This window comes from Acinetobacter lwoffii (genome assembly GCF_024129715.1).
Lineage (GTDB): Bacteria > Pseudomonadota > Gammaproteobacteria > Pseudomonadales > Moraxellaceae > Acinetobacter > Acinetobacter lwoffii_U.
In genome coordinates this window covers 70,092-90,507 of sequence record NZ_JAMXXM010000012.1, presented here as the reverse complement: position 1 = coordinate 90,507, position 20,416 = coordinate 70,092, and the positions used below count along the sequence as shown (strand labels likewise).

General features: G+C 40.8%; 15 protein-coding genes and 1 tRNA gene. 8 read left to right on the top strand and 8 right to left on the bottom strand.

Annotation, left to right across the window (positions count from 1 at the left end):
• The first annotated feature begins 75 nt into the window (after nt 1-75).
• Entirely contained in the window at nt 76-552 is a 477-nt protein-coding gene (locus NI462_RS09510; RefSeq protein WP_253160314.1) for a hypothetical protein, read from the top strand.
• Between the two features lie 190 nt (nt 553-742).
• On the opposite strand, the gene NI462_RS09505 is transcribed toward NI462_RS09510, so the two are convergent.
• Nucleotides 743-1,822, bottom strand: coding sequence for an H/ACA ribonucleoprotein complex subunit GAR1/NAF1 (locus tag NI462_RS09505; protein ID WP_253160312.1), 1,080 nt, complete (start codon nt 1,820-1,822; stop codon nt 743-745).
• Nucleotides 1,823-2,079: 257 nt separating this feature from the next.
• On the opposite strand from NI462_RS09505, the gene NI462_RS15085 reads away from it, so the two are divergent.
• The 3 genes from NI462_RS15085 (at nt 2,080) to NI462_RS09485 (ending at nt 5,321) form a co-directional block, all read left to right on the top strand.
• Entirely contained in the window at nt 2,080-4,242 is a 2,163-nt protein-coding gene (locus NI462_RS15085) for an SEC-C metal-binding domain-containing protein (protein ID WP_290444315.1), read from the top strand.
• Between the two features lie 571 nt (nt 4,243-4,813).
• Nucleotides 4,814-5,041 carry a hypothetical protein gene (locus tag NI462_RS09490; protein WP_004647282.1) on the top strand — a complete coding sequence of 76 codons (228 nt, stop codon included), beginning with the start codon at nt 4,814-4,816 and terminating at the stop codon, nt 5,039-5,041.
• A gap of 204 nt (nt 5,042-5,245) precedes the next feature.
• Nucleotides 5,246-5,321: transfer RNA gene (locus tag NI462_RS09485), tRNA-Thr, on the top strand.
• A 75-nt stretch (nt 5,322-5,396) separates the two neighbouring features.
• Here the strand turns inward: NI462_RS09485 and NI462_RS09480 are convergent.
• From NI462_RS09480 to NI462_RS09455, 6 genes are all read right to left on the bottom strand, one after another.
• Nucleotides 5,397-6,245: an SAM-dependent methyltransferase gene (locus NI462_RS09480; protein WP_253160310.1), complete on the bottom strand. Its 849-nt coding sequence runs from the start codon at nt 6,243-6,245 to the stop codon at nt 5,397-5,399.
• 3 nt (nt 6,246-6,248) lie between these two features.
• Entirely contained in the window at nt 6,249-7,556 is a 1,308-nt protein-coding gene (locus NI462_RS09475) for an FAD-dependent oxidoreductase (protein WP_253160308.1), read from the bottom strand.
• A gap of 621 nt (nt 7,557-8,177) precedes the next feature.
• Complete coding sequence (gene ahpC / locus NI462_RS09470) at nt 8,178-8,741, bottom strand: alkyl hydroperoxide reductase subunit C (protein ID WP_004278673.1); 564 nt, start codon at nt 8,739-8,741, stop codon at nt 8,178-8,180.
• A gap of 316 nt (nt 8,742-9,057) precedes the next feature.
• Complete coding sequence (ssb, locus tag NI462_RS09465; protein ID WP_004281391.1) at nt 9,058-9,645, bottom strand: single-stranded DNA-binding protein; 588 nt, start codon at nt 9,643-9,645, stop codon at nt 9,058-9,060.
• Between the two features lie 51 nt (nt 9,646-9,696).
• Nucleotides 9,697-11,061 (bottom strand): MFS transporter, encoded by a 1,365-nt coding sequence (locus NI462_RS09460; RefSeq protein WP_253160306.1) that lies wholly within the window; start codon nt 11,059-11,061, stop codon nt 9,697-9,699.
• 153 nt (nt 11,062-11,214) lie between these two features.
• The gene (locus NI462_RS09455; RefSeq protein WP_074383890.1) at nt 11,215-12,303 is read right to left on the bottom strand and encodes a DUF475 domain-containing protein; all 1,089 of its coding nucleotides are present in this window, start codon (nt 12,301-12,303) and stop codon (nt 11,215-11,217) included.
• 222 nt (nt 12,304-12,525) lie between these two features.
• On the opposite strand from NI462_RS09455, the gene tenA reads away from it, so the two are divergent.
• The 4 genes from tenA to NI462_RS09435 all read left to right on the top strand — a co-directional run bounded on the left by tenA (nt 12,526) and on the right by NI462_RS09435 (nt 17,773).
• On the top strand, nt 12,526-13,197 hold the full coding sequence (gene tenA, locus NI462_RS09450) for a thiaminase II (RefSeq protein WP_180180825.1): 672 nt from the start codon (nt 12,526-12,528) through the stop codon (nt 13,195-13,197).
• Nucleotides 13,198-13,419: 222 nt separating this feature from the next.
• Nucleotides 13,420-13,788: a hypothetical protein gene (locus tag NI462_RS09445; RefSeq protein ID WP_004729209.1), complete on the top strand. Its 369-nt coding sequence runs from the start codon at nt 13,420-13,422 to the stop codon at nt 13,786-13,788.
• Between the two features lie 181 nt (nt 13,789-13,969).
• Nucleotides 13,970-16,801, top strand: a complete 2,832-nt coding sequence (uvrA, locus tag NI462_RS09440; RefSeq protein WP_253160304.1) for an excinuclease ABC subunit UvrA — start codon at nt 13,970-13,972, stop codon at nt 16,799-16,801.
• A 201-nt stretch (nt 16,802-17,002) separates the two neighbouring features.
• The gene (locus tag NI462_RS09435) at nt 17,003-17,773 is read left to right on the top strand and encodes an AbiJ-NTD4 domain-containing protein (protein WP_253160302.1); all 771 of its coding nucleotides are present in this window, start codon (nt 17,003-17,005) and stop codon (nt 17,771-17,773) included.
• A 122-nt stretch (nt 17,774-17,895) separates the two neighbouring features.
• Here the strand turns inward: NI462_RS09435 and NI462_RS09430 are convergent, their stop codons facing one another.
• Entirely contained in the window at nt 17,896-19,602 is a 1,707-nt protein-coding gene (locus NI462_RS09430; protein ID WP_005250371.1) for a GGDEF domain-containing protein, read from the bottom strand.
• Between the last annotated feature and the right edge of the window lie 814 nt (nt 19,603-20,416).

Here is a 20,416-nt window from a genome sequence, read left to right as displayed (position 1 = left end):
AGTACGTGCCATTGAAAATATAGAAATAAAAATAACTCAAAGGAGGATTTTAAGTATTTAAAACCAATTCTTCAAATGAGGACACGCCCTAGAAATAAGTTTAATCCTATTCCTCATTCGCCGTTGATGCTTCTTAAACGCTTTAATCATGACTGGTGTCTAGGTGTAAATCCCAAAGGTTCGCCACTATGTTATCGGCTTTATGTAAAGACGACTGATAGCAATAAACAGCCTTTATCAAAAGAGGAACATCGGTTACGAGTTGAAGTAACTTTGGATCAATCTATTCTCAAAGAGAACGATTGCTCAATCGAAAATCTGCAAACCATCATTAAGCAAGGATTCAAATTTTTGACATTTACAGAGCTTGATCAGAAAGCAACTGAGGCAGTTAGAGCAAGCTATGAGGAAATCATCAAGCCTTATGGTCAAGAACGAGCAGTGAGAAGTGTAAACCGAAATAGACGGAACTTAGAAGATGGAATTAAGACTCATGCGGAGTTGAATAGCATCGTTTCTAAAGCGATATTCAATTTATGCCGAAAGTTTTAAATTCGTAAAATTACTCTCAATGTCAAAATAAAAAATAAAGCATGAAATCATTTAAAATCAATGACTTCATGCTTTATTTATATACCTTATGTCCTAATACCTTATTGAGGCATACATAAGTATCATTAAATTACCATTTCCGTTTTACTTTATAAAAAATCGATCATTGCTTAGTACTCTACTTTATCTACTAAGAATTAAAATCAATAGCCAATTTTGAAATATACATTTCTTTCATAGGTCCTGGTGTGAAACGGTTTACACGGCAAATTAGAGGAAGCTGATCTCCATCGAACTCAAGATAGCCATTTTTTTTAAAAACTTGAATAATACCCTGATCTTTGAAAATACTAGGATTAAGAGGATTTTTTGCTTTTGGATTATGAAATAAAAACAATCCATCCGAAAATAGCTCGGGATTGTCTGGAGTTACAGGTTTAATTTTAAAATAAGGTAATTCTGTATCTCCATAAACACTAATTACCGAATTCAAATTTGGATGACCATTTGAAATAGCAAGTGCTGTTAATTTCCCTAAAGTAACTTTACTAGAGAAAAGAACGGCGGAAACATCAGAATTTGTCTCATCATCAAAGATATTAAGAGGTAATTCGGCACCTGTTTCTTGCTTCACTACAAAATTGCGTTTTTCAAAACTCAATCCATCTTCTTTAATATAGAAACCATAAAGTAAAGCTAAAATCGAGTAATGACTTTCAAGCCCATAATTCAATTGAGAAAATGATGACATACCAATGATATATGGTACATCAGTTTTTACCCAAGGCTCTTTGATATAATTTGCATATTTCTTAAGCTTCCCACTAAATGCATTAGAACACCGAATGACTCCTTCATTAATTATATTTTCAAAGTCTGGTAGTTTCCAAAGTGGAGTTTCTGTCATTTCCAAATCAGCGGAATTTCTATCATCTTCTGGTCTGCCTGTTTTTTTAATTTCAGATACAACCGCTTCTATATAAAACTTATCTGATCCATCATCTTTTTTGACAATAAAGTCAGGACGATGTTTAGTAAAATCTATTGTCTCCCCCATATTTTTTAGTAGCTGATGTATATAGAATTCCCAAAATGTAGAATGAAAAGTCGTCTGAAGCTCATATAGTATCTTGCCATCCCTATCAATGAAGCCATCAGCCCATTTCTTTAAGATTTCTCGTTCACCATGCAACATTAAATTGTTATTAAGTAATTTATACTTAGGATGAAATTTTTCATCCTCGATTGGTGTATCAAAAAAAAGTTGCATATTTTGGTTCTCTATTTGCGTTATGTATTAAATGAGCAGACTAAACTATTTAAAAATTCTTTAACCATATCTTCAAAATAGGAAGTCTTAGAAAATGCATAACCTGCTACATGTATAGCATTCATAAATTATGAATATATTCCAACATTCTTATACTTTACAAGGTTATATTTAACAAACACTTATCATAAAATTAACATTAAATTAGGTATAACCTTTTTCAACTTTATGATAATAGAAATTAAGGGAATAGAAAAATGCGGACAGAAAGTGATGTTTTTTCCTCATTAGAGTCAATTACAGCGGAAAAAGGTTTTCTTGAGGTGCTAGCCTTTTTAGCATTTAAGGATAATTATATTATAGTAGAAGGTGAAACCCTCGATAGTGAATCATTTATTCGTTCCTATGACCGAACTAGATTATCAAAAACTGAGCTAGCAACTTTAATTGCCCTAACATTTAAAAATTACAAGGGCAACACCTCTTTATCCAAGGAGCTTATTTCCGAAAAAGCGATTAACATTTATGAATTATTTGAAGAGCTTCATCATACATTTTTTCAACAAGACCTATCTGAAGAGCAAGTTTTAAGTAATGATTTTTTCTCTTCTGGTCATATGATGAGAGAGGCTATTTTCTATAGTGCTGAGGGTGCTTTTAAACATCAATATAGAGATATTTCAAAAATAAGATATGAACCTGATAACTCATGGCTGAAAAAAAACAATGGTTTCACTATTGAAGAATTAGTCACTGTTGTTTCTGCAATAGAAAGTATACAACTTGAAAAAGCTAATAACTTATTAGAAAAAAATATCGGAAAAGATATTAAGAGTTTTTTACCTATCTTTCAGTTTAACCTTAAAGAACTTGTGAAAGAGTCACAGCTTCCTTTAAATACGATTGAAGCCTGTATTAATACGTTGCTATGCTTCCCTAATGATAAAAGACTTACTGTCTTTCAATCAGTTGATGATTTCAACTGTACTAATGCATATCCAGTCATCCAAATAGCTAATGATTATTATACTTTTGGTACTCAAACATTATGGGAGTCAATATATGAAAGTCCCTTCTTTTGGTTTAAAGATACTTCGTACAATAATCAAGCAAGTAAAAATAGAGGGTTATTCACTGAACATTTTACTGCCTCCAGGTTAGCCAAGGTTTTTGGTGAAGAAAAAGTATTCACTAATATAGATTTATTTAAAGGAAATAATAAAGCCTGTGAAATTGACGTCCTAGTCGTTTTTGGAAAAATGGCACTAATTATCCAAGCAAAATCTAAGAAATTAACTATTGCCGCACGTAAAGGCAATTCTCAACAAATTGAAAAAGACTTTCAAGCTGCGGTTGAAGAAGCTTATGAGCAGGCACTTACTTGTAGTGAACTCATCCAATCAGAAGATGTAATCTTTAAAAATGAAATGGGAGAAATTATTGAACTTCCAAGAACATATAATACTATTTTTCCTATATGTGTTGTTTCCGATCATTACCCCGCCTTAGCTAGTCAAGCTAGGCAGTTTCTTAAGCCAAAAGTAAATGATGTCCTACAACATCCATTCATTACAGATGTATTCTTTATTGATACGCTCACTGAGATGTTACCCTCTCCTCTACATATCTTTGACTATCTTTTGAAGCGTAGTAATTACGGCAACTCGATTGTAATAAATCATGAATTATCAACTTTAGCCGTCTACATTAATAAGAATCTATATTTCCAAGATGAATTTCAACTTGTGATGCTTGATGATGACGTAACCTGTGACCTTGAATTAGCTATGATGGCAAGAAGAGATAATCTAAAAGATATCCCATTGACACCTGATGGCATATTAACAAGATTTAAAAATACCCATGTAGGAAGTTTAATAGATCAAGTTTCTTTTTCAACCGAGGAAAAATTACAACAAATTGGATTACATCTACTTTCATTGGATGAAAAAACTCTCAATTTCATAAATGAAGCAATTAAAAAGATGCTACAACAATTTAGTATCGATAAAAAAAATCATGATCTAACTATTCCTATTTATCAATCACAAACTGGGCTAACTATTCATTGTAATGCAGACTTTTACGAGACTGCATACTCAAGACTTAAAAAACATATCGAACGTAGAAAATATTCTGAAAAAGCAAAAAGTTGGATTGGGCTTTGTATTAATCCAAATAGTCTAAAAATTTCTATAGCTATTTATGAATCTTATGAATGGTCATTTTCACCAAGCCTACAAGCTATTGTTGATGAGCATAATTTAAAGAGCACGAAAAATATATTAAAGATTGGAGAGCCAATATCTTTTAAAGCTAAAACGTCTTTACCCATTAAGAATAATCAACCTAAAATAGGAAGAAATGAACCTTGTCCTTGCGGAAGTGGCATTAAATTTAAAAAGTGTTGTCTTATTTAATAATGCTAAAACTTTGACGGTATAAATGACGGTACATTTACATACTTGAAATTTCATGTTTAACTATTTCATGTATTTAGATATTAAACCTGACGGACTCTCTCACCGCCAGAATTTAAAAACCCGAATCACATGATTCGGGTTTTTTTATATTTAATTTTATCCATCATCCCATCAGTAAAAAAAATTATCTGCTTAGATCTTAAAATATTATTATCTATCGCCTTAGGCAAAGGCATTGAATTAATACCAGTCCTCGTTCATAAAAATCTTTTGCAACACAACACTTACGCTCAATTCTATTTTTAAAAATCTTCATTTTTCATCAGCCAAAAAACTGATGAATTGTGCAGTTTCTGTACGCCATTCATTTCAGGTTTTTATTTATGTGTTCAAACAAAAAACTGGCACAGAAATAGCTTAATTTTATTGTCATCAAAGCTATGTTATGTTGCTTATAAATCAACTAAAAGGAGAATAAAAACCACAGGATAGAAAGAAATAACCAAGTGAACCGAGCCATTCAAATTTGAAGTTAAAAAATAGATACACTGCTATTCGGAGAGCGAACATGAATAACAGCGCAAACTATGCCAAACAGATTAAAAATGCAAAACGTGGCGGTTATACCCCAACTATTGCCAAGGACATCAATAAACATAAAATTCAAAAAGCATTGAGACTCATCGAACAGTGGAGAAGCCTCGCTCAAGAACTCAAACCTCAAATGCAGTTTGATATGGCCTTTACTTTAGAGGAATGTGCACAAGAATTAGATCGCATCCTGAAAAACAGATAAACCTTATAACCGACTCATATCCAGAACCAATCCTGTGCTTTCACCCTCGCCCATATCTGCACATATGGGCCATTTCTTTGCACATAATCAAAAACAGAACTTTTCATCCATTCGGTCAAAATAAACAAATCCTGCCGAAACAGTTTAAACGGTTATTTTTTGGCTTGCGTGACCCAAAAAAATCTGTAAAATGCACTCCACCATGCCGGCATAGCTCAGTTGGTAGAGCAACTGACTTGTAATCAGTAGGTCCACAGTTCGAATCCGTGTGCCGGCACCATATCTTAGCCTCGCTTTTAGTGAGGCTTTGATGTTTCTGGGTTTTAGTATTTTGAGCTGAGTCTTCTTGCACTTTCTAGTGCTTCGATTGTGCCGTCACTTGCACATATCTCACAATCCCTTCCTGATATAATTTTCGGCATAGTTTCGCTGTCATCTGAATTTTAAAATGATCCAGTTTTGAACCTTGAGCCTGATCATCTGATGCTTTTGAATTCAAAGTTTTTTGCACATAATCCGCAAAGCCTGAAAATACCGGCTCGGACAGATCCTGAATCTGGATATTTTTAAATTCAAAACGATCCAGACAGGCATACAGTGCCCCCACTGTCATTAAATCTTTTAAATTCACATCAGCAGATTTCAATAAAAACTGATATTTACGCCGTTGTAAGGCATTTAAATTTTCCCAGCGCTCGGACAAAACCAGATGATGAAAACCAATCCGCGCATTTGAATTTAAAACACTACGGATCTGCTCCAAGAATAAAGGCACAGGACTGTGATAAGCCGCATCCAGACACAGCACCACATCAAAACGCTGGGAAAATGGCAATTCTTTTAAACGCAAAAATGACGCCTGATAAATGGCATTCAGTTCTGGCAGATGTTGCTGAATATTAGCTACACAAGCAGCCTGCAGCTCAACCCCCGCCAGATATTGCACCTGATAGTGTTGTTGCCAGTACAGCAAACTTGCACCCTGACCGCAGCCTAAATCCAGCAGTTTATCTTTTGAATTTAAATTTACAGTTTGTGCAAGGTGATCGGCCAGCATACAACAGGCAGCCGCATAATCCTGCTGACCTGCTTGCCAATACCCTAAATTGCTCCAGGGCAATTGCGCATGATCGCCCAACATAGCGGCATCGATTGCATACTTGTGCTGGGGAAGATGCTGACGCAGTGCCTGAAGCCATTGCATGGATTAATAACCCAGTTGCGGAGCAACCTCAACCACAGGTTTTAAACCCTGAAATGGTAAAGGCGCACCAAAGATTTCTGCAATCTTCATCGCTGAGGTCACTGCCGATTCCAGAATCGGCAAACCGTCACATGACCATGAACCGCAGAAGAAGACCTTACGGTTGGCATCCAGATGACGTTGCTGCAATTCCTTATTCAGTGCCACCGTATTAGCATCGACGACTGCACGTGTCAGCATTACCGATTTGATCACTTTCTTCGGATCAATGTCGGTTACCGGACGCCAGGTCTGAAACACGGCCGACTTGCCAACCAAAGAAGGTTCAATCGAGTTAAGCCACACGGTAAATTGCTGACGAGTAAATTTACGGTCCATCATATAGCTGAGTACGGCCCAGTCTTTACGTTTTGGCGGCATTACGCTGGCATCGGTATGAATCACCAGTTCGCCTTGTTCGAATTTGAATTTCTTCAATAATTCAATTTCACTGGCGAATTGTACCGGATCCAGGAACTCCTCAATTTTGGTGGTCGGTGTCGCGACAATCACCCGGTCAAACAGTTTTGAATAACCGGCCGCATTTTCAACTTTGACCTGATCGCCCTGCTCTTGTACCAGTGTAATTGCTGAACCGTCTTCAATATGAATGCCTTCAATCAGCTTGTCGACCAGTGCCGGTGTACCGCCTTGCAGACGCAGTAAAGCATCACCATCGGTCAATTGACGCAGGAAAATTAACAACGGTTTAGCTGGCCATTCACCAATGGTTTTCGGATTGCAGGTACAGATGGTATATAGCACCGGCATCACCGCACCGTGCCAGAACACTTCTTCAATCTCGTTACGATTGATAAATTCTGCCAGGCTGATGTCCTGATTTTTCGATTTAAAGAATTTGGTTAATGCAACTTTTAACTGCAACAGGCCTTTGACCAGACGCCAGCCATACTGTTGCAGACCTTTACGGTTGTTGATAATCGGGATATTGCCAATTCGGCTACGCGATGTGGTCAGCCAGGTTTCAGTTTTATCTTCAAATAACCAGCTGCAGGCCATATAGGTCCGCACCGGATAAGTTTTAATGCCCAGATGTGTGGCTAGACTCAGGGTGTTTTTCCACAGATAGGGGTTCATCACACGTAAAGGTGCGTCAATCAGGCCCCCTTCAAATTCAAGGCTATGACTGTCCATGCCGCGACCTGGAAGTGCTTCAAAAATCGTGATGTGATGTCCTGCGTCCTGGAGAATTCTGGCTGTAGCCAGTCCGGCCATGCCACTACCAATTACTGCGATATCCAAACTGATCATCCGTCATTGAAAAACTACAGAAATTATGTACCATGCGCCAATCAAACAGGTTATTAAAATCTTCCAGAATATATGTTTTTCGTAAAGGCCTTTTTGTTCAATTTCACCTGCTTTTTATCCATTTTTTTGCATTAGTTAAAATTCCACCAAATATAGAATTTTATTTATATTTTTATTTAAAATATAAAAAAATTACTTTAAAAACAAATAATTTAATTAACCATTTTTATAATCCTTGGTTGACAAATACTTTTTAAATACCTATGATTCGCAGCATAAGAAAACCATAAATTCATCCGGTTCCATTCAGATGCGTTTATGCGAAAATTGTTTAAAACGACAAGAAACTACAGCGCCTTATAAAATAAAAGCCTCTGCGAAAGCAGAGGCTTCTTTGTTTTCAGGCCTAGTTGATCATGCAGCATGGTATTGCGCTTACTTTATTGCCTCTAATAAGCCGCTTAAAAAGCATAGAGTGCAATTCCTTAATCCTCATTTTGTTCTCAAATAGAAATCAAATGACATGATGTTTTTGTCTAGAATTCATAAATCTTCAAACTAAAAAAATAAAAAATCCAGCAACTTGTGCTGGATTTTTTTCTTCAAAGCATTAGGTTTGAATTAGATTTTACCCACCAGGTCGATTGATGGCGCTAGCGTTGCTTCACCTTCTTTCCATTTTGCCGGACAAACTTCACCTGGGTGCGCATGTACATATTGTGCAGCTTTCACTTTACGCAGAAGCTCTTGGGCATCACGGCCAATACCACCCGCGTTGATTTCAATGATCTGGATTTTACCTTCTGGATCAATCACGAAAGTACCACGATCTGCCAGACCTTCAGCTTCAATCAATACTTCAAAGTTTTTAGACAAAGTCCAGGTTGGATCACCAATCAATGGATACTGGATTTTACCAATCACGTCAGAGGTATCATGCCAAGCTTTATGGGTGAAATGGGTATCGGTAGACACACCATAGATTTCCACACCCATTTTCTGGAATTCAGCATACTGATCAGCAAGATCGCCTAATTCAGTTGGACAAACAAAGGTAAAATCTGCAGGATAGAAAAACACCACTGACCATTTACCTTTCAGGTCTTGCTCAGAAACTTCGATGAACTGACCATTGTGGTAAGCAGTTGCATTGAATGGTTTGATTTCAGTATTGATTAAACTCATGAGATATTTCCTCTGGCTTATTTCTGGGATTGCTTATCTTGTGAAGCTAGAATACGAAAAATTTCAAAATAGGTAAAACCGCAAGTTTTTATAAAAATGATCGCTTTTTTAGATCATAAATTTCTATTAGTATTGTTCATCTTATTTATTTTCTCGATGCATAGCTGTTCTGATCAAAAATAATGCCATGCTTTAAGACTTATTAATATTTTAATAAATCAGTGGCTTACCCAAAATCAATACTAATCTTCAAGACATAAAAAACCCACCGTATTCAGGTGGGTTTTAATGATGATTTACCTTTTTGAATTAGGCATCAAAATGGTAAGTCATCATCTAAATCTGCTGCAGGCGCTGCTGTTGGAGCAGGTGCAGATTTCGGCGCAAAACCACTCGGGTTATTGTTGCCATAACCGCCGCCCTGGTTGTTGTTAAAACCGCCCTGCTGTGGTGCTGAACCATAACCCGATTGCGGGTTATTGCCATAACCGCCCTGGTTGTTGTTCGCCTGATTATTGTTATTAAAGCGTGGCTGGTTAAAGCTGCTCTCGCCCTGATCATTTTGAGGACGGCTAGAGTCCAGCATCTGCATTTGCTCACCACGGATTTCCGTCGTATAGCGTTCCTGACCATTCTGGTCAGTCCACTGACGGGTACGTAATGAACCTTCAATATATACTTTTGAGCCCTTACGAAGATATTGCTGCGCAATTTCACCTAAACGGTTATGCAACACGATACGGTGCCATTCCGTTTGTTCTTTACGTTCACCGGTACTTTTATCTGTCCACGAATCGCTGGTTGCGATCGAGAATTGAGTGAGAGAGCCACCATTTGCAAAAGTTTTGGTTTCCGGATCTTTACCCAAAGTACCCACTAAAATAACTTTATTTACACCACGCATTTGCCGTTTACTTCCTATATATTTCTGTATTTTACTTTATAAGAGTTATGCTTAAATGGCTACCTCTTTACCCAACAAGTGCGTTAATTGTTGTCGCGAAGCATCATCAATCTGCTGTTTATCGACTTTTACATAGGCAACTTGCTGTTCAGACATCACCACGACCTCTTCAATACCACGAATCGCCAAAAGCTGAGAAGTCCATTCGTCAGTTTGTCTGCTTTCCGGCAAACGCAACACCAGCGATGACAGATAGCGTGGCTGAGCCAGCCCAAAACTCATCAGTAGCCAAACCATCGCGATCCCTGTCAGGATACTCCAGCCCATCGAGGTATTGTTCAGCAGTAATAATTGTCCGCCAATCATACCGCCAAAGAAAGCCCCTAAAAACTGGCTGCTGGCATTCACGCCCATCGCGGTGGCTTTGGACTGAATCGGTGCCGCTTTCGACAACCAGGACGGCAACAGAGCTTCCATGACATTAAAGGCGATGAAGAACAGACCCAGACCAATCAGCAAGACATATTTGGATTCAAACCCAAATGCCATCACCATCAAACCCAGAATAATACCGGTAATGGCCACCAGAAAAATCGCGCGCATTTTGTGGTATTTTTCTGCCAGGATAATACTTGGAAAGGCAAAAAACAGGCTCAGCACCAACAGCGGCAAATATACCCAGCCATGACTGGAAAGTGGCAGATCCGCAAATTCGATCAGCTGCGAAGGTACATAGATAAACATGGCGGTGAGTAATAAATGCAGGGTAAAGACCGACACATGCAGACGATTCAGATCCCCGATTTTGATTACCTGTTTCAACTGTGCCAGATAGCCCTGCTGAAAGTTTTTATGATGCCGCGTGACTTTAGGCACCATCAACAGCATGGCAATCGCCGCCAGGCCCATCACCGTGGTGACCCAGAACAACCCAGAGATACCCACCAGACCCGTCAGCCAGGGCCCCAGACTAAAGGCCACCACAAAAGACAGGCCGATACTCATGCCCATCATCGCCATGGCTTTCATGCGGTTTTCTTCACGGGTGACATCTGCCAGCAACGCCATCACCACAGCAGATACTGCACCACCACCGGCGATCGCTCGGCCGATAATCACGCCATAAATGGTGTCCGACATGGCCGCAATTGCACCGCCCAGCGCAAATAGTAGCAGCCCTAAAACCACCAGTGGCTTACGGCTGTAACGGTCGGCAATCAGGCTGAATGGAATCTGCAATAAAGCCTGGGTCAGACCATAGACCCCGACCGCCAAACCGATCAGTACAGGTGTTGCATATTGATATGCCTGCCCTGCCACAGAAAACACCGGGATAATCATAAACAACCCCAGCATGCGCAGTGCAAAAATACTGCTCAGGGCAAAGGTTGAACGACGTTCTAAAGCATTCATCATAAATTATGGCGATTGGGTTAATTAATCTGGAGCCCAGATTATAGGACATTCAGCTCATTAATAAGACATGAATTTTATTTGAAATAAAGATGATGCCGATCTAAAAACAAAAAAGCGCAGCCGGAGCTACGCTTTTCATTCAGGGACAGCGCTTTATTTGCCTAAAGCCGCCTGACGTTTCTTGTACTGAATCGAGGCGAATACTGCCCAGACAATAAAGGCTACACCGATCAGACCGGTCACCACTTCTGGCACATGCAGACCGGTTCCGCTGGCAATCATAATGAAAGCCAGTGCACCGATGGCATAATGCGCACCATGTTCCAGGTAGATATAGGCATCCAATGTGCCCTGTTCAACCAGATAAATCGTCATTGAACGGACAAAGATTGCACCAATTGCTAGACCGAGCATGATGATGACCACGTCTGAGGTAATCGCAAAGGCACCGATCACGCCATCAAAACTGAACGAGGCATCCAGGACTTCTAAATAAAGGAAGCCACCAATACCGGCTTTCACTACACCCGTCGGTACGCCATTTTCATCATGACGAATGGCATTTCCTTCTTCATCGACTTCCGGTTCACCACCGAGCATATGGCTCAGAACCTGTACACCGATATAAATCACGATGCCCCAGATCCCGGCCATAGTCACTGCCAGACGCTTGGCTTCATCGACATTGGCTGCCATGATTAACAAGGCCACCAGTGCGATAAACACCGACATTGCCGGCACATTAGCCAGATTAGACAGACGGCGTTCTAGCCGTCTGAACCAGTGCGTGTCTTTTTCTTCATCCAGGAAGAAGTTCAGGAATACCATCAACAGGAAAGCACCACCAAAAGCAGCAATTTCAGGATGATGTGCCATTAAACGCGCTGAATATTCTTTCGGATCATTCAGAGCCAGACGTACCACTTCCATAAAGCCCAGGTCTGCAGTCACTGCAACAATGACCACCGGGAAGATCAAACGCATCCCGAAAACTGCAATCAGAATACCGACCGTCAGGAACAGCATTTTCCAGAAATGATCCCACCCCCGTAGGACTGAGGCATTAACAACCGCGTTATCAAAGGACAACGACACTTCCATAATCGCTAAGATAGCGGTAATGGTCAGCGCTGTGAGCATGGTTTGCAGGCCTGCTTCAGGACCATGGGTATAACCCCAATACGCAGACAAACCAAGACACACGATCGAAAATGCAATCGAGAAACCAAAATGTTTCAACATACACAACGACCTTGGATAAATTAAATAAATGTATGGCTGCGAAAGAGCAGCAATACGAATAGGAAAAGTTAAGCTAATTATGAAACTTTTAGCGCATAAACCAAAGCACTTCCTGAGCCGTTTTATCTTATTTTCTGTTTTTAAAATTTGCCGATCTTTTAAACAGCCCGATCTTTGCTATAGTGCCGCATGGTTTAACTTGAACTGCGAAGGATTTTCAGCATGAGTTTTTCACAAGAGGTATGGCAACGTAATCTCACACTTTATCAGAAGACCCTGGCCCTGCCCTTTAATCAGCAACTGGCACAAGGTACTTTAAGCCGTGAAGCCTTTAGTCATTATGTGATTCAGGATGCGCATTATTTACTGGCCTATGGCCGTGCACTGGCCGTGTGTGCCGCCAAAGCTTTTGAAGCGGACGATGTAATCCAGTTTGCCGAGGCAGCCAAAATTGCGATTGTGGTGGAACGTAGCCTGCATGATGGCTTTATGCAAGATTTTGGCATTAGCAAAGAGCAATTTGAGCAGACACCGTTGACGCTGGCATGTCATCACTATACTTCTTATCTGACTTCGACCGCCTGGTCAGAAAGCTACCCGGTGGTGCTAGCCTCGTTGCTGCCTTGTTTCTGGATTTATGCCGAAGTTGGTAAAGATATTGTCGACAACTCTGCGCCGAATAATCCGTATCAAGCCTGGGTGGATACCTATTCAGGAGAGGAATTCCACACTGCGGTGCGGAATGTGATTGCGACCGTTGACCGTGTTGCGGCGCGTGTTGATGCCGATACACTAGAAAAAATGCATGCAGCTTATACGCATGCGGCCCGTCTGGAATGGTTGTTCTGGGACAGTGCCTTTGAGCAACGCCAGTGGCCTGGTCTGGATGAATAAGACGGACGAATAAAAAAAGCCCTGTTTAAGATAGGGCTTTTTGGTTATAGCTGATCAAAAAATTTCTACTGTCATAAACCGATCATAAAAACGGCTTAGTCTGAAAAAAACAAGGATAGAACTGGCCGGTACGCTAGACCTAGCTATAAGCCCCAAATTGCCGAACAATAATTGAGAATAATTATCAATTAATAAAATCAATCCCGGAAAGAGGCAGATGATATGCACACTTTAGGCACCGAAGCGATTCGGGCATTTTTTACCCTGCAATGTTGCTGGCTCAATAATGAAGAAATCTATTTGGAACAAGGCTGTCCAGATTGTAGCTCGGCAGCGACTTATCTGATTTACCATACCAACACGCATATCCAGAAACATCTGCTGAAATTTATTGAAAAGTATCGCTGTCATCAGGCGCGACGTAACGATTTGCTCGACCTGGATTTTTTCCAAAAAGACTATGAGGACTTTCTGCACATTCTGGAAAATGAAGTCAATTTTTATGCACGTCTGCATCATGATGTGTCACGTGAACGCTGCTTTGAAGAGATCGAGTCTATCTTTGAACGCCATTATGCAATGGCTTATTAGGTATTGGCCTTGTACATGATCATTGTGAATATTTAGGCAATCGACTACTGCGTTTGTTAATGTTGTGATGAATTGACCAATCACCGACATAACTTGACGTTTAAAATACTTTTTTTTGCACTTGAACATTTTTCATCCGGTATCATATAAGGGTTTTTGATGAATATTCTAGGATCCTTGCATGAGCCAAAGCCACATCCGTATTCGAGGCGCACGTACCCATAACCTGAAAAATGTGAACCTTGATATACCACGCGACAAGTTTGTGGTGATTACGGGACTGTCTGGTTCAGGTAAGTCCTCGCTTGCCTTTGATACCTTATATGCCGAAGGTCAGCGCCGTTATGTGGAATCGCTGTCTGCCTATGCCCGCCAATTCCTCTCCCAGATGGAAAAACCGGAAGTGGATTCGATTGAGGGCTTGAGTCCAGCAATTGCCATCGAGCAGAAATCTACCAGTCATAACCCACGTTCTACCGTGGGAACCATTACTGAAATTTATGACTATTTACGTCTACTCTATGCACGGGTCGGAACGCCGTTCTGTCCGGAACATGACCTGCCGATGGTGGCACAAACAGTTACTGAAATGGTCGATGTAGTCAAAGCACTGGAAGAAGGTACTGCGCTGTTACTGTTAGCACCCGTAGTGCGTGAGCGTAAAGGTGAATACACGGCGCTGTTTGAACAGCTACAAAGTCAGGGTTTTGTTCGCGCCCGTGTGGATGGCGAGATCATGGAAATTGATCCACCCCCTGAGCTGGATAAAAAGAAAAAACATACCATTGAAGTAGTAGTTGACCGCTTTAAAGTGCGTGATGATCTGGGCAACCGTATTGCCGAAAGTTTTGAAACCGCGCTACGTCTTGGTGGTGATATCGCCATTCTGTCCTGGATGAAAGGCGAGCATAACGATCGCGTGTTTTCAGCCAAACACTCCTGCCCGCAATGTGACCGTGCGGTGGCTGAACTGGAACCGCGTTTATTTTCGTTCAACAACCCTTTTGGCGCCTGTCCGGTCTGTGATGGTTTGGGAACCCGTAGCCATTTTAGTGCCGACAAACTGATTTCCAATCCTGAGGTCAGCGTTAGCCAAGGCGCGATTCGGGGCTGGGACCGTCAGCGTCCTTACTATTACAGCATGATCCAGAAAGTCGCCGAGCATTTTGGTTTTTCGCTAGAAACTCCTTGGAATGAACTGGATGCCGACACCAAGAAAAAATTTCTGTACGGCACTGGCAAAGAAAAAATTGATCTAAGTTATATCGATGAACGTGGCCGACGTCATAATCGGGTCATTCCTTTTGAAGGAATTTTGCCGCATCTGGAACGCCGTTATCGTGAAACTGAAAGTAATTATGTGCGTGATGATCTGGCGCAGTATTTATCCAATGCTGCCTGTGATGCCTGTGATGGTTCACGTCTGAATGAAATTTCGCGTAACGTGAAAATTCTGGACAAGACCATTGCTGACATTACCCGTATGTCGATTGGCGATGCTGAAAGCTATTATCAAGACATTCATCTGGAAGGTGCCCGTGGAGAAATTGCCGACAAGATTTTCAAGGAAATCCGTGAACGTCTGCACTTTCTGGTTTCGGTCGGCCTGAATTATCTCAGCCTGTCCCGTTCTGCCGAAACTTTATCTGGTGGTGAAGCGCAGCGAATCCGTCTGGCCTCACAGATCGGTGCCGGTTTGATGGGCGTCATGTATGTGCTGGATGAGCCGTCAATTGGTCTGCATCAGCGTGATAACGACCGTCTGCTGCAAACCCTGATCCGTCTGCGTGATCTGGGCAATACCGTGCTGGTGGTCGAGCATGATGAAGATGCGATTCGTGCCGCCGATCATATTATTGATATCGGTCCGGGTGCCGGTGTGCATGGTGGGCATGTGATTGCCGAAGGAACGTATGATGAAATTCTGGCCAATCCGGACTCGCTGACCGGAAAATATTTATCCGGAAAATTAAAAATTGAAGTGCCGAAAAAACGGATTCAACCGCCTAAGCCTAAAGAACAGATCAAGCTAATGGGAGCATCCGGGCATAACCTGAAAAAAGTCGATCTGACCATTCCTTTAGGTATTATGACCTGTGTTACCGGGGTGTCCGGTTCAGGTAAATCGACCTTGATTAACCGGACTTTGTTACCTTTGGCGGCGACCCAGCTCAATGGTGCCACCACTTTAACTTCGGAAAAGTTTGAATCGATTGATGGTTTACAGTTCCTCGACAAAGTGGTGGATATTGACCAGAGTCCGATTGGACGTACCCCGCGTTCCAATCCGGCGACTTATACCGGCCTATTTACCCCGATTCGTGAACTGTTTTCACAGACGCAAGAAGCCAAGGCACGCGGTTATGCTGCCGGTCGTTTCTCGTTTAACGTGAAAGGTGGCCGCTGTGAAGCCTGTGAAGGTGACGGCATGATCAAGGTAGCGATGCACTTCCTACCGGATATGTATGTGCCATGTGATGCCTGTCATGGCAAACGCTATAATCGTGAAACGCTGGAAGTAAACTATAAGGGCAAGAATATTTCCGATGTCTTGCAGATGACCGTTGAAGATGCCATGCATTTCTTCGATGCGATTCCGGTGATTCACCGTCGTCTGGAAACATTACATCAGGTGGGTCTGGGTTATATCCGTCTGGGTCAGTCTGCGACCACGCTTTCTGGTGGTGAAGCACAGCGTGTCAAACTGGCACGTGAACTGGCCAAACGCGATACTGGTCAAACCCTATATATTCTGGATGAACCGACCACGGGTCTGCATTTCCATGATATTGCCAAACTGCTGGATATCCTGCATCAGCTCCGTGACAAGGGTAATACCATCGTGGTGATTGAGCATAATCTGGACGTAATTAAAACTGCCGACTGGGTGGTGGATTTAGGCCCTGAAGGTGGTTCGGGTGGTGGTATGATTGTTGCGGAAGGTACGCCTGAACAGGTCGTGAAAGTCAAAGCTTCACATACGGGTAAATTCTTGAAGCCGTTGTTGAAATAAAAATCTCCTCCTAGCCTCCTCTTTGATAAAGAGGGGGCATTCCCTCCTTTCGCAAAGGAGGGTTAGGGTGGATTAAAAAAATAAATCTATTCTTAAATTTGTTTGAGGGGGAACAAAATGCGATTTTCTGAAAGATATGGTTATAAGCCCGTACGTGACATTATTCAAAAAGAAAGTATAGATGATGCTTAAAAAAATGGTTTGTGGAGTGTTTTTCATAGCTATATTTGGAATCGGATTGAACATGGACATAATCAAAGCTCTTTTACCCGTAATTCAAATATATACTCGTTAGTAGAATCTTATTGGCTTAATCTTTTTAAAAACCCTACAGATACCATCCCTCAATGGACATCTGATTCTTTAAAAATAATTAGAGATTACTTTTTTAATTGTGCATGGCACGAAATTTATAGCTTGATTGAAGAAACAATTGAGCACTACCCCTATCAAAGAGTAAGTAATAAAGATCCATTTATAACTAATATCAACAATATGCTAGAGCGTGAAAATAGTGCTTACCGAATTATAAATGACGAAATCATTCCAATAACTTCCGAACAAGAAATTCAATCCATCGAAACTGCTTTAGAAAATACAAATCAATATTTAGGTGTTCAACAACATTTAAATCAAGCTTTAAAACTGATGTCAGATCGTCAAAAGCCTGACTATCGAAATTCGATTAAAGAATCTGTTTCGGCATTAGAAGGTATGTGTCAAAAAATATTAAAGAAGGACAAAGTAACTTTAGGTGATGCAATTGGTCAAATTGAAAAACAATATCCAATACATCCTGCATTAAAAGCCAGTATTAAATCTTTATATGGTTATACATCCGATGCAGATGGTATTCGCCATGCAATGTTAGACGAATCAAATCTTTCTTATATCGATGCAAAATTTATGCTTGTTGCCTGCACAAATTTTATTAACTATCTGATCGACAAAACCAGAGATCATCCAAATTAGATCACATGACTGGCGACATGGATGTCGCCCGTTCGACTGTGCTAAAGGGACTTAGCATCAGTCGAACAAATGCATTTTGCTACTTTTGTGCAGTTCAAAAGTAGAGAAAACAGTCTTTTGAACTAAACCTCTGCCACCGCATTACGTCCTTTGGCCTTTGCGGCAAACAAAGCATCATCTGCATTTGACAATAAAGCCATCCAGGACACGGCACCAATGGCAACCCCAATACTGACCGAAATCTGAATCTCGTCTCCTGCTGCAGTCACAATATGACGCTCAGCCACTTCAGCCCGAATGTTATCGGCCACAATCAATGCCTGCTGCATCTGGATATTTTCAATCAGCACCAGAAATTCATCGCCCCCATAACGTACCAGCAAATCTGTAGCACGGACATTGGCCTTTAAACGCTCGGCCACCAGCTGAATCACCTGATCGCCAATAATATGCCCATATTGATCATTCACCTGTTTAAAATGATCAATATCAATAATCATCAAACAGGTTTGGCTCAATTGACCCGGCTGATTTTCCATAAAACGAATATATTCTTCTAGCGCGAAACGGTTGGATAATCCGGTCAAAGAATCGGAATGGGCAATATTCTTTAAACGGAACTCTAGCGCATCACGTTCTTGCAACATCTGTTGCAATTTCTGAATGGCAGCGAATAAAGAATCAGAATGATTCACTTCACGCAGCCGCATATCAATTTTCTGACGACCCGAGTTTTTAGACAAACTCAACAACATGCGGCGTGCCTGAATTAGCGGCAGAAAAACCTGTTTACGTGCAAAAATCATGGTTGAAATCGCGGTCAGCAATGAAATCAGCGATACCAACACGCTCCAGATCAAACGCTGCATATTGCTGTTCATCTCTTGAATAGCGGCATCTCTGCTATATTGCAGCAGGTAAGTTTGCAGGTCTACCACAGTCGCAAATTTATCTACGATCGCTTCAGTCAGCTCTGTTCCGCTCAAACGGTAGTCACGTTGCTCCAGACTGTCACTGATCAGCTCACTCACAATCGGTAAGCCTTGCTGAATAAACTCGGTTTCTACCCGCCGATGTAAACGGATGAATTCCTCAGTCTTATCTTTAACAGGTTGAATGGTATCAATCAAGGCCCACAAATAACGCACCTGATGTTGGGTCTGTAAAGAGCGGGTAATATTTTCAGTGGGAAGCGGAGCTTCAAAAGTCACATGCGCCATGATAGACGAGGCCACACGACCGGCCTGATCACGTAAATCAGATAAAAATAGAATCTGGCTAATATAGTTATTCAGAGGGGTCGATGAGCTATCTGAAGCTACTGCCACGTCACGTAAAAGTTCGCGGCAACTTTCCCAGGCAGCAAACATGGCCAAAATCGCCTGATCAAGTTCTTGCGCACTACGTTGCTGACGTGGCATCCGGGTATAGGCATCAACCTGTGCACGCCCTTTTTTCAAACTATTTTCAAGCTGTGAAAGTTGCTGACTCAGGTTGTTAAACCCGACCTCCGTCAATACATCCGCGGTCTGGGACAATTGCCGATCCACCTGTTGACGATAGCTGATTAACTCTTGCTGATGCTGGGAAAATTCCTCGGCCGAACTGGACATGGCTTTATTGGCAGGCGCACGCTCACGCGAAATTTTATTTGCCAGATCAGCGACCTGCTGCAAGGCATTCAATTGTTGATAGGTTTGTCTGGATTTTAAATAACTTTGACTACTACTCACAATTAAGGGAATACAGATGCAAAGCAAACATAAAATAATAATCGACATCGACCAGTACAAACGTTTACTGATCCACTCAGAGCGTAAGGTATTCATGCTGTTGTATTACGCCCCAATATGACAAGCAAAGCTAAATAGATTGATTATTATACAAATAAAACAGGATGGTCTTAAAGCCTTTAGTCTTACTTCACTTATGTTTTTAATGAATTTTTATCATCTATTATTTTCAGATACTTAAGTTAGTTCATTTGAAACTTTAATGCAGGGTTTCATAACCACAATTCCCTATAAAGTCTTACAAAAGCAAGGGAATTTAAGCAGCTAAAAAATATAAAAACTTGCTTTCTGCACTATTTACACCTGCAACAAATAGGTGCATAATGCACCGCATTAGGGCGAGTTAAATTATTCCTCAGCAGATATTTTAGTTTACCCGCAAATTTTGGCGAAAAAAGCCCGATTTTCTATGAAAATCGGGCTTTTTTTTAGCTATTGAATTTTAGACCTCTATTTTTACTTTTCAATATGCACTATTTTGGTGCTTAAAATTATTCTAATATTTATTTTTCTCATCTTGTTTTGAGTTGAAGGTTTTTTCAGAAACAGAATGATCTGAATTAAAAAATGCGGGACAAAAAAAAGCCCAACCTTGGGGAAAGCTGGGCGATAAAACAAAAAATTGTGGAGAATCAGGCTAAATCACTATGAAAATGTGAACTCTAACTTGATTTTCATATTATGTAAAATTCCCCTGAAAATGTAAAGCCGATTGCTTCAGTCAAGATTATAAAACATGCCCATTTAGCTCAAAAAACAGACATCTACTCTAAGACCCAAGCTGATGATGCTTTAAAATCAAGCAATCCAATCAAGACATGAGGCGCCAGACACCTTGCACTTCTTGACA

What these genes read in the sequence shown, in the direction of transcription:
- NI462_RS09510 (WP_253160314.1), top strand. Translation starts at nt 76, where the DNA reads ATGAGGACACGCCCTAGAAATAAGTTTAATCCTATTCCTCATTCGCCG.
- NI462_RS09505 (WP_253160312.1), bottom strand. Translation starts at nt 1,822, where the DNA reads ATGCAACTTTTTTTTGATACACCAATCGAGGATGAAAAATTTCATCCT.
- NI462_RS15085 (WP_290444315.1), top strand. Translation starts at nt 2,080, where the DNA reads ATGCGGACAGAAAGTGATGTTTTTTCCTCATTAGAGTCAATTACAGCG.
- NI462_RS09490 (WP_004647282.1), top strand. Translation starts at nt 4,814, where the DNA reads ATGAATAACAGCGCAAACTATGCCAAACAGATTAAAAATGCAAAACGT.
- NI462_RS09480 (WP_253160310.1), bottom strand. Translation starts at nt 6,245, where the DNA reads ATGCAATGGCTTCAGGCACTGCGTCAGCATCTTCCCCAGCACAAGTAT.
- NI462_RS09475 (WP_253160308.1), bottom strand. Translation starts at nt 7,556, where the DNA reads ATGATCAGTTTGGATATCGCAGTAATTGGTAGTGGCATGGCCGGACTG.
- ahpC (WP_004278673.1), bottom strand. Translation starts at nt 8,741, where the DNA reads ATGAGTTTAATCAATACTGAAATCAAACCATTCAATGCAACTGCTTAC.
- ssb (WP_004281391.1), bottom strand. Translation starts at nt 9,645, where the DNA reads ATGCGTGGTGTAAATAAAGTTATTTTAGTGGGTACTTTGGGTAAAGAT.
- NI462_RS09460 (WP_253160306.1), bottom strand. Translation starts at nt 11,061, where the DNA reads ATGATGAATGCTTTAGAACGTCGTTCAACCTTTGCCCTGAGCAGTATT.
- NI462_RS09455 (WP_074383890.1), bottom strand. Translation starts at nt 12,303, where the DNA reads ATGTTGAAACATTTTGGTTTCTCGATTGCATTTTCGATCGTGTGTCTT.
- tenA (WP_180180825.1), top strand. Translation starts at nt 12,526, where the DNA reads ATGAGTTTTTCACAAGAGGTATGGCAACGTAATCTCACACTTTATCAG.
- NI462_RS09445 (WP_004729209.1), top strand. Translation starts at nt 13,420, where the DNA reads ATGCACACTTTAGGCACCGAAGCGATTCGGGCATTTTTTACCCTGCAA.
- uvrA (WP_253160304.1), top strand. Translation starts at nt 13,970, where the DNA reads ATGAGCCAAAGCCACATCCGTATTCGAGGCGCACGTACCCATAACCTG.
- NI462_RS09430 (WP_005250371.1), bottom strand. Translation starts at nt 19,602, where the DNA reads ATGAATACCTTACGCTCTGAGTGGATCAGTAAACGTTTGTACTGGTCG.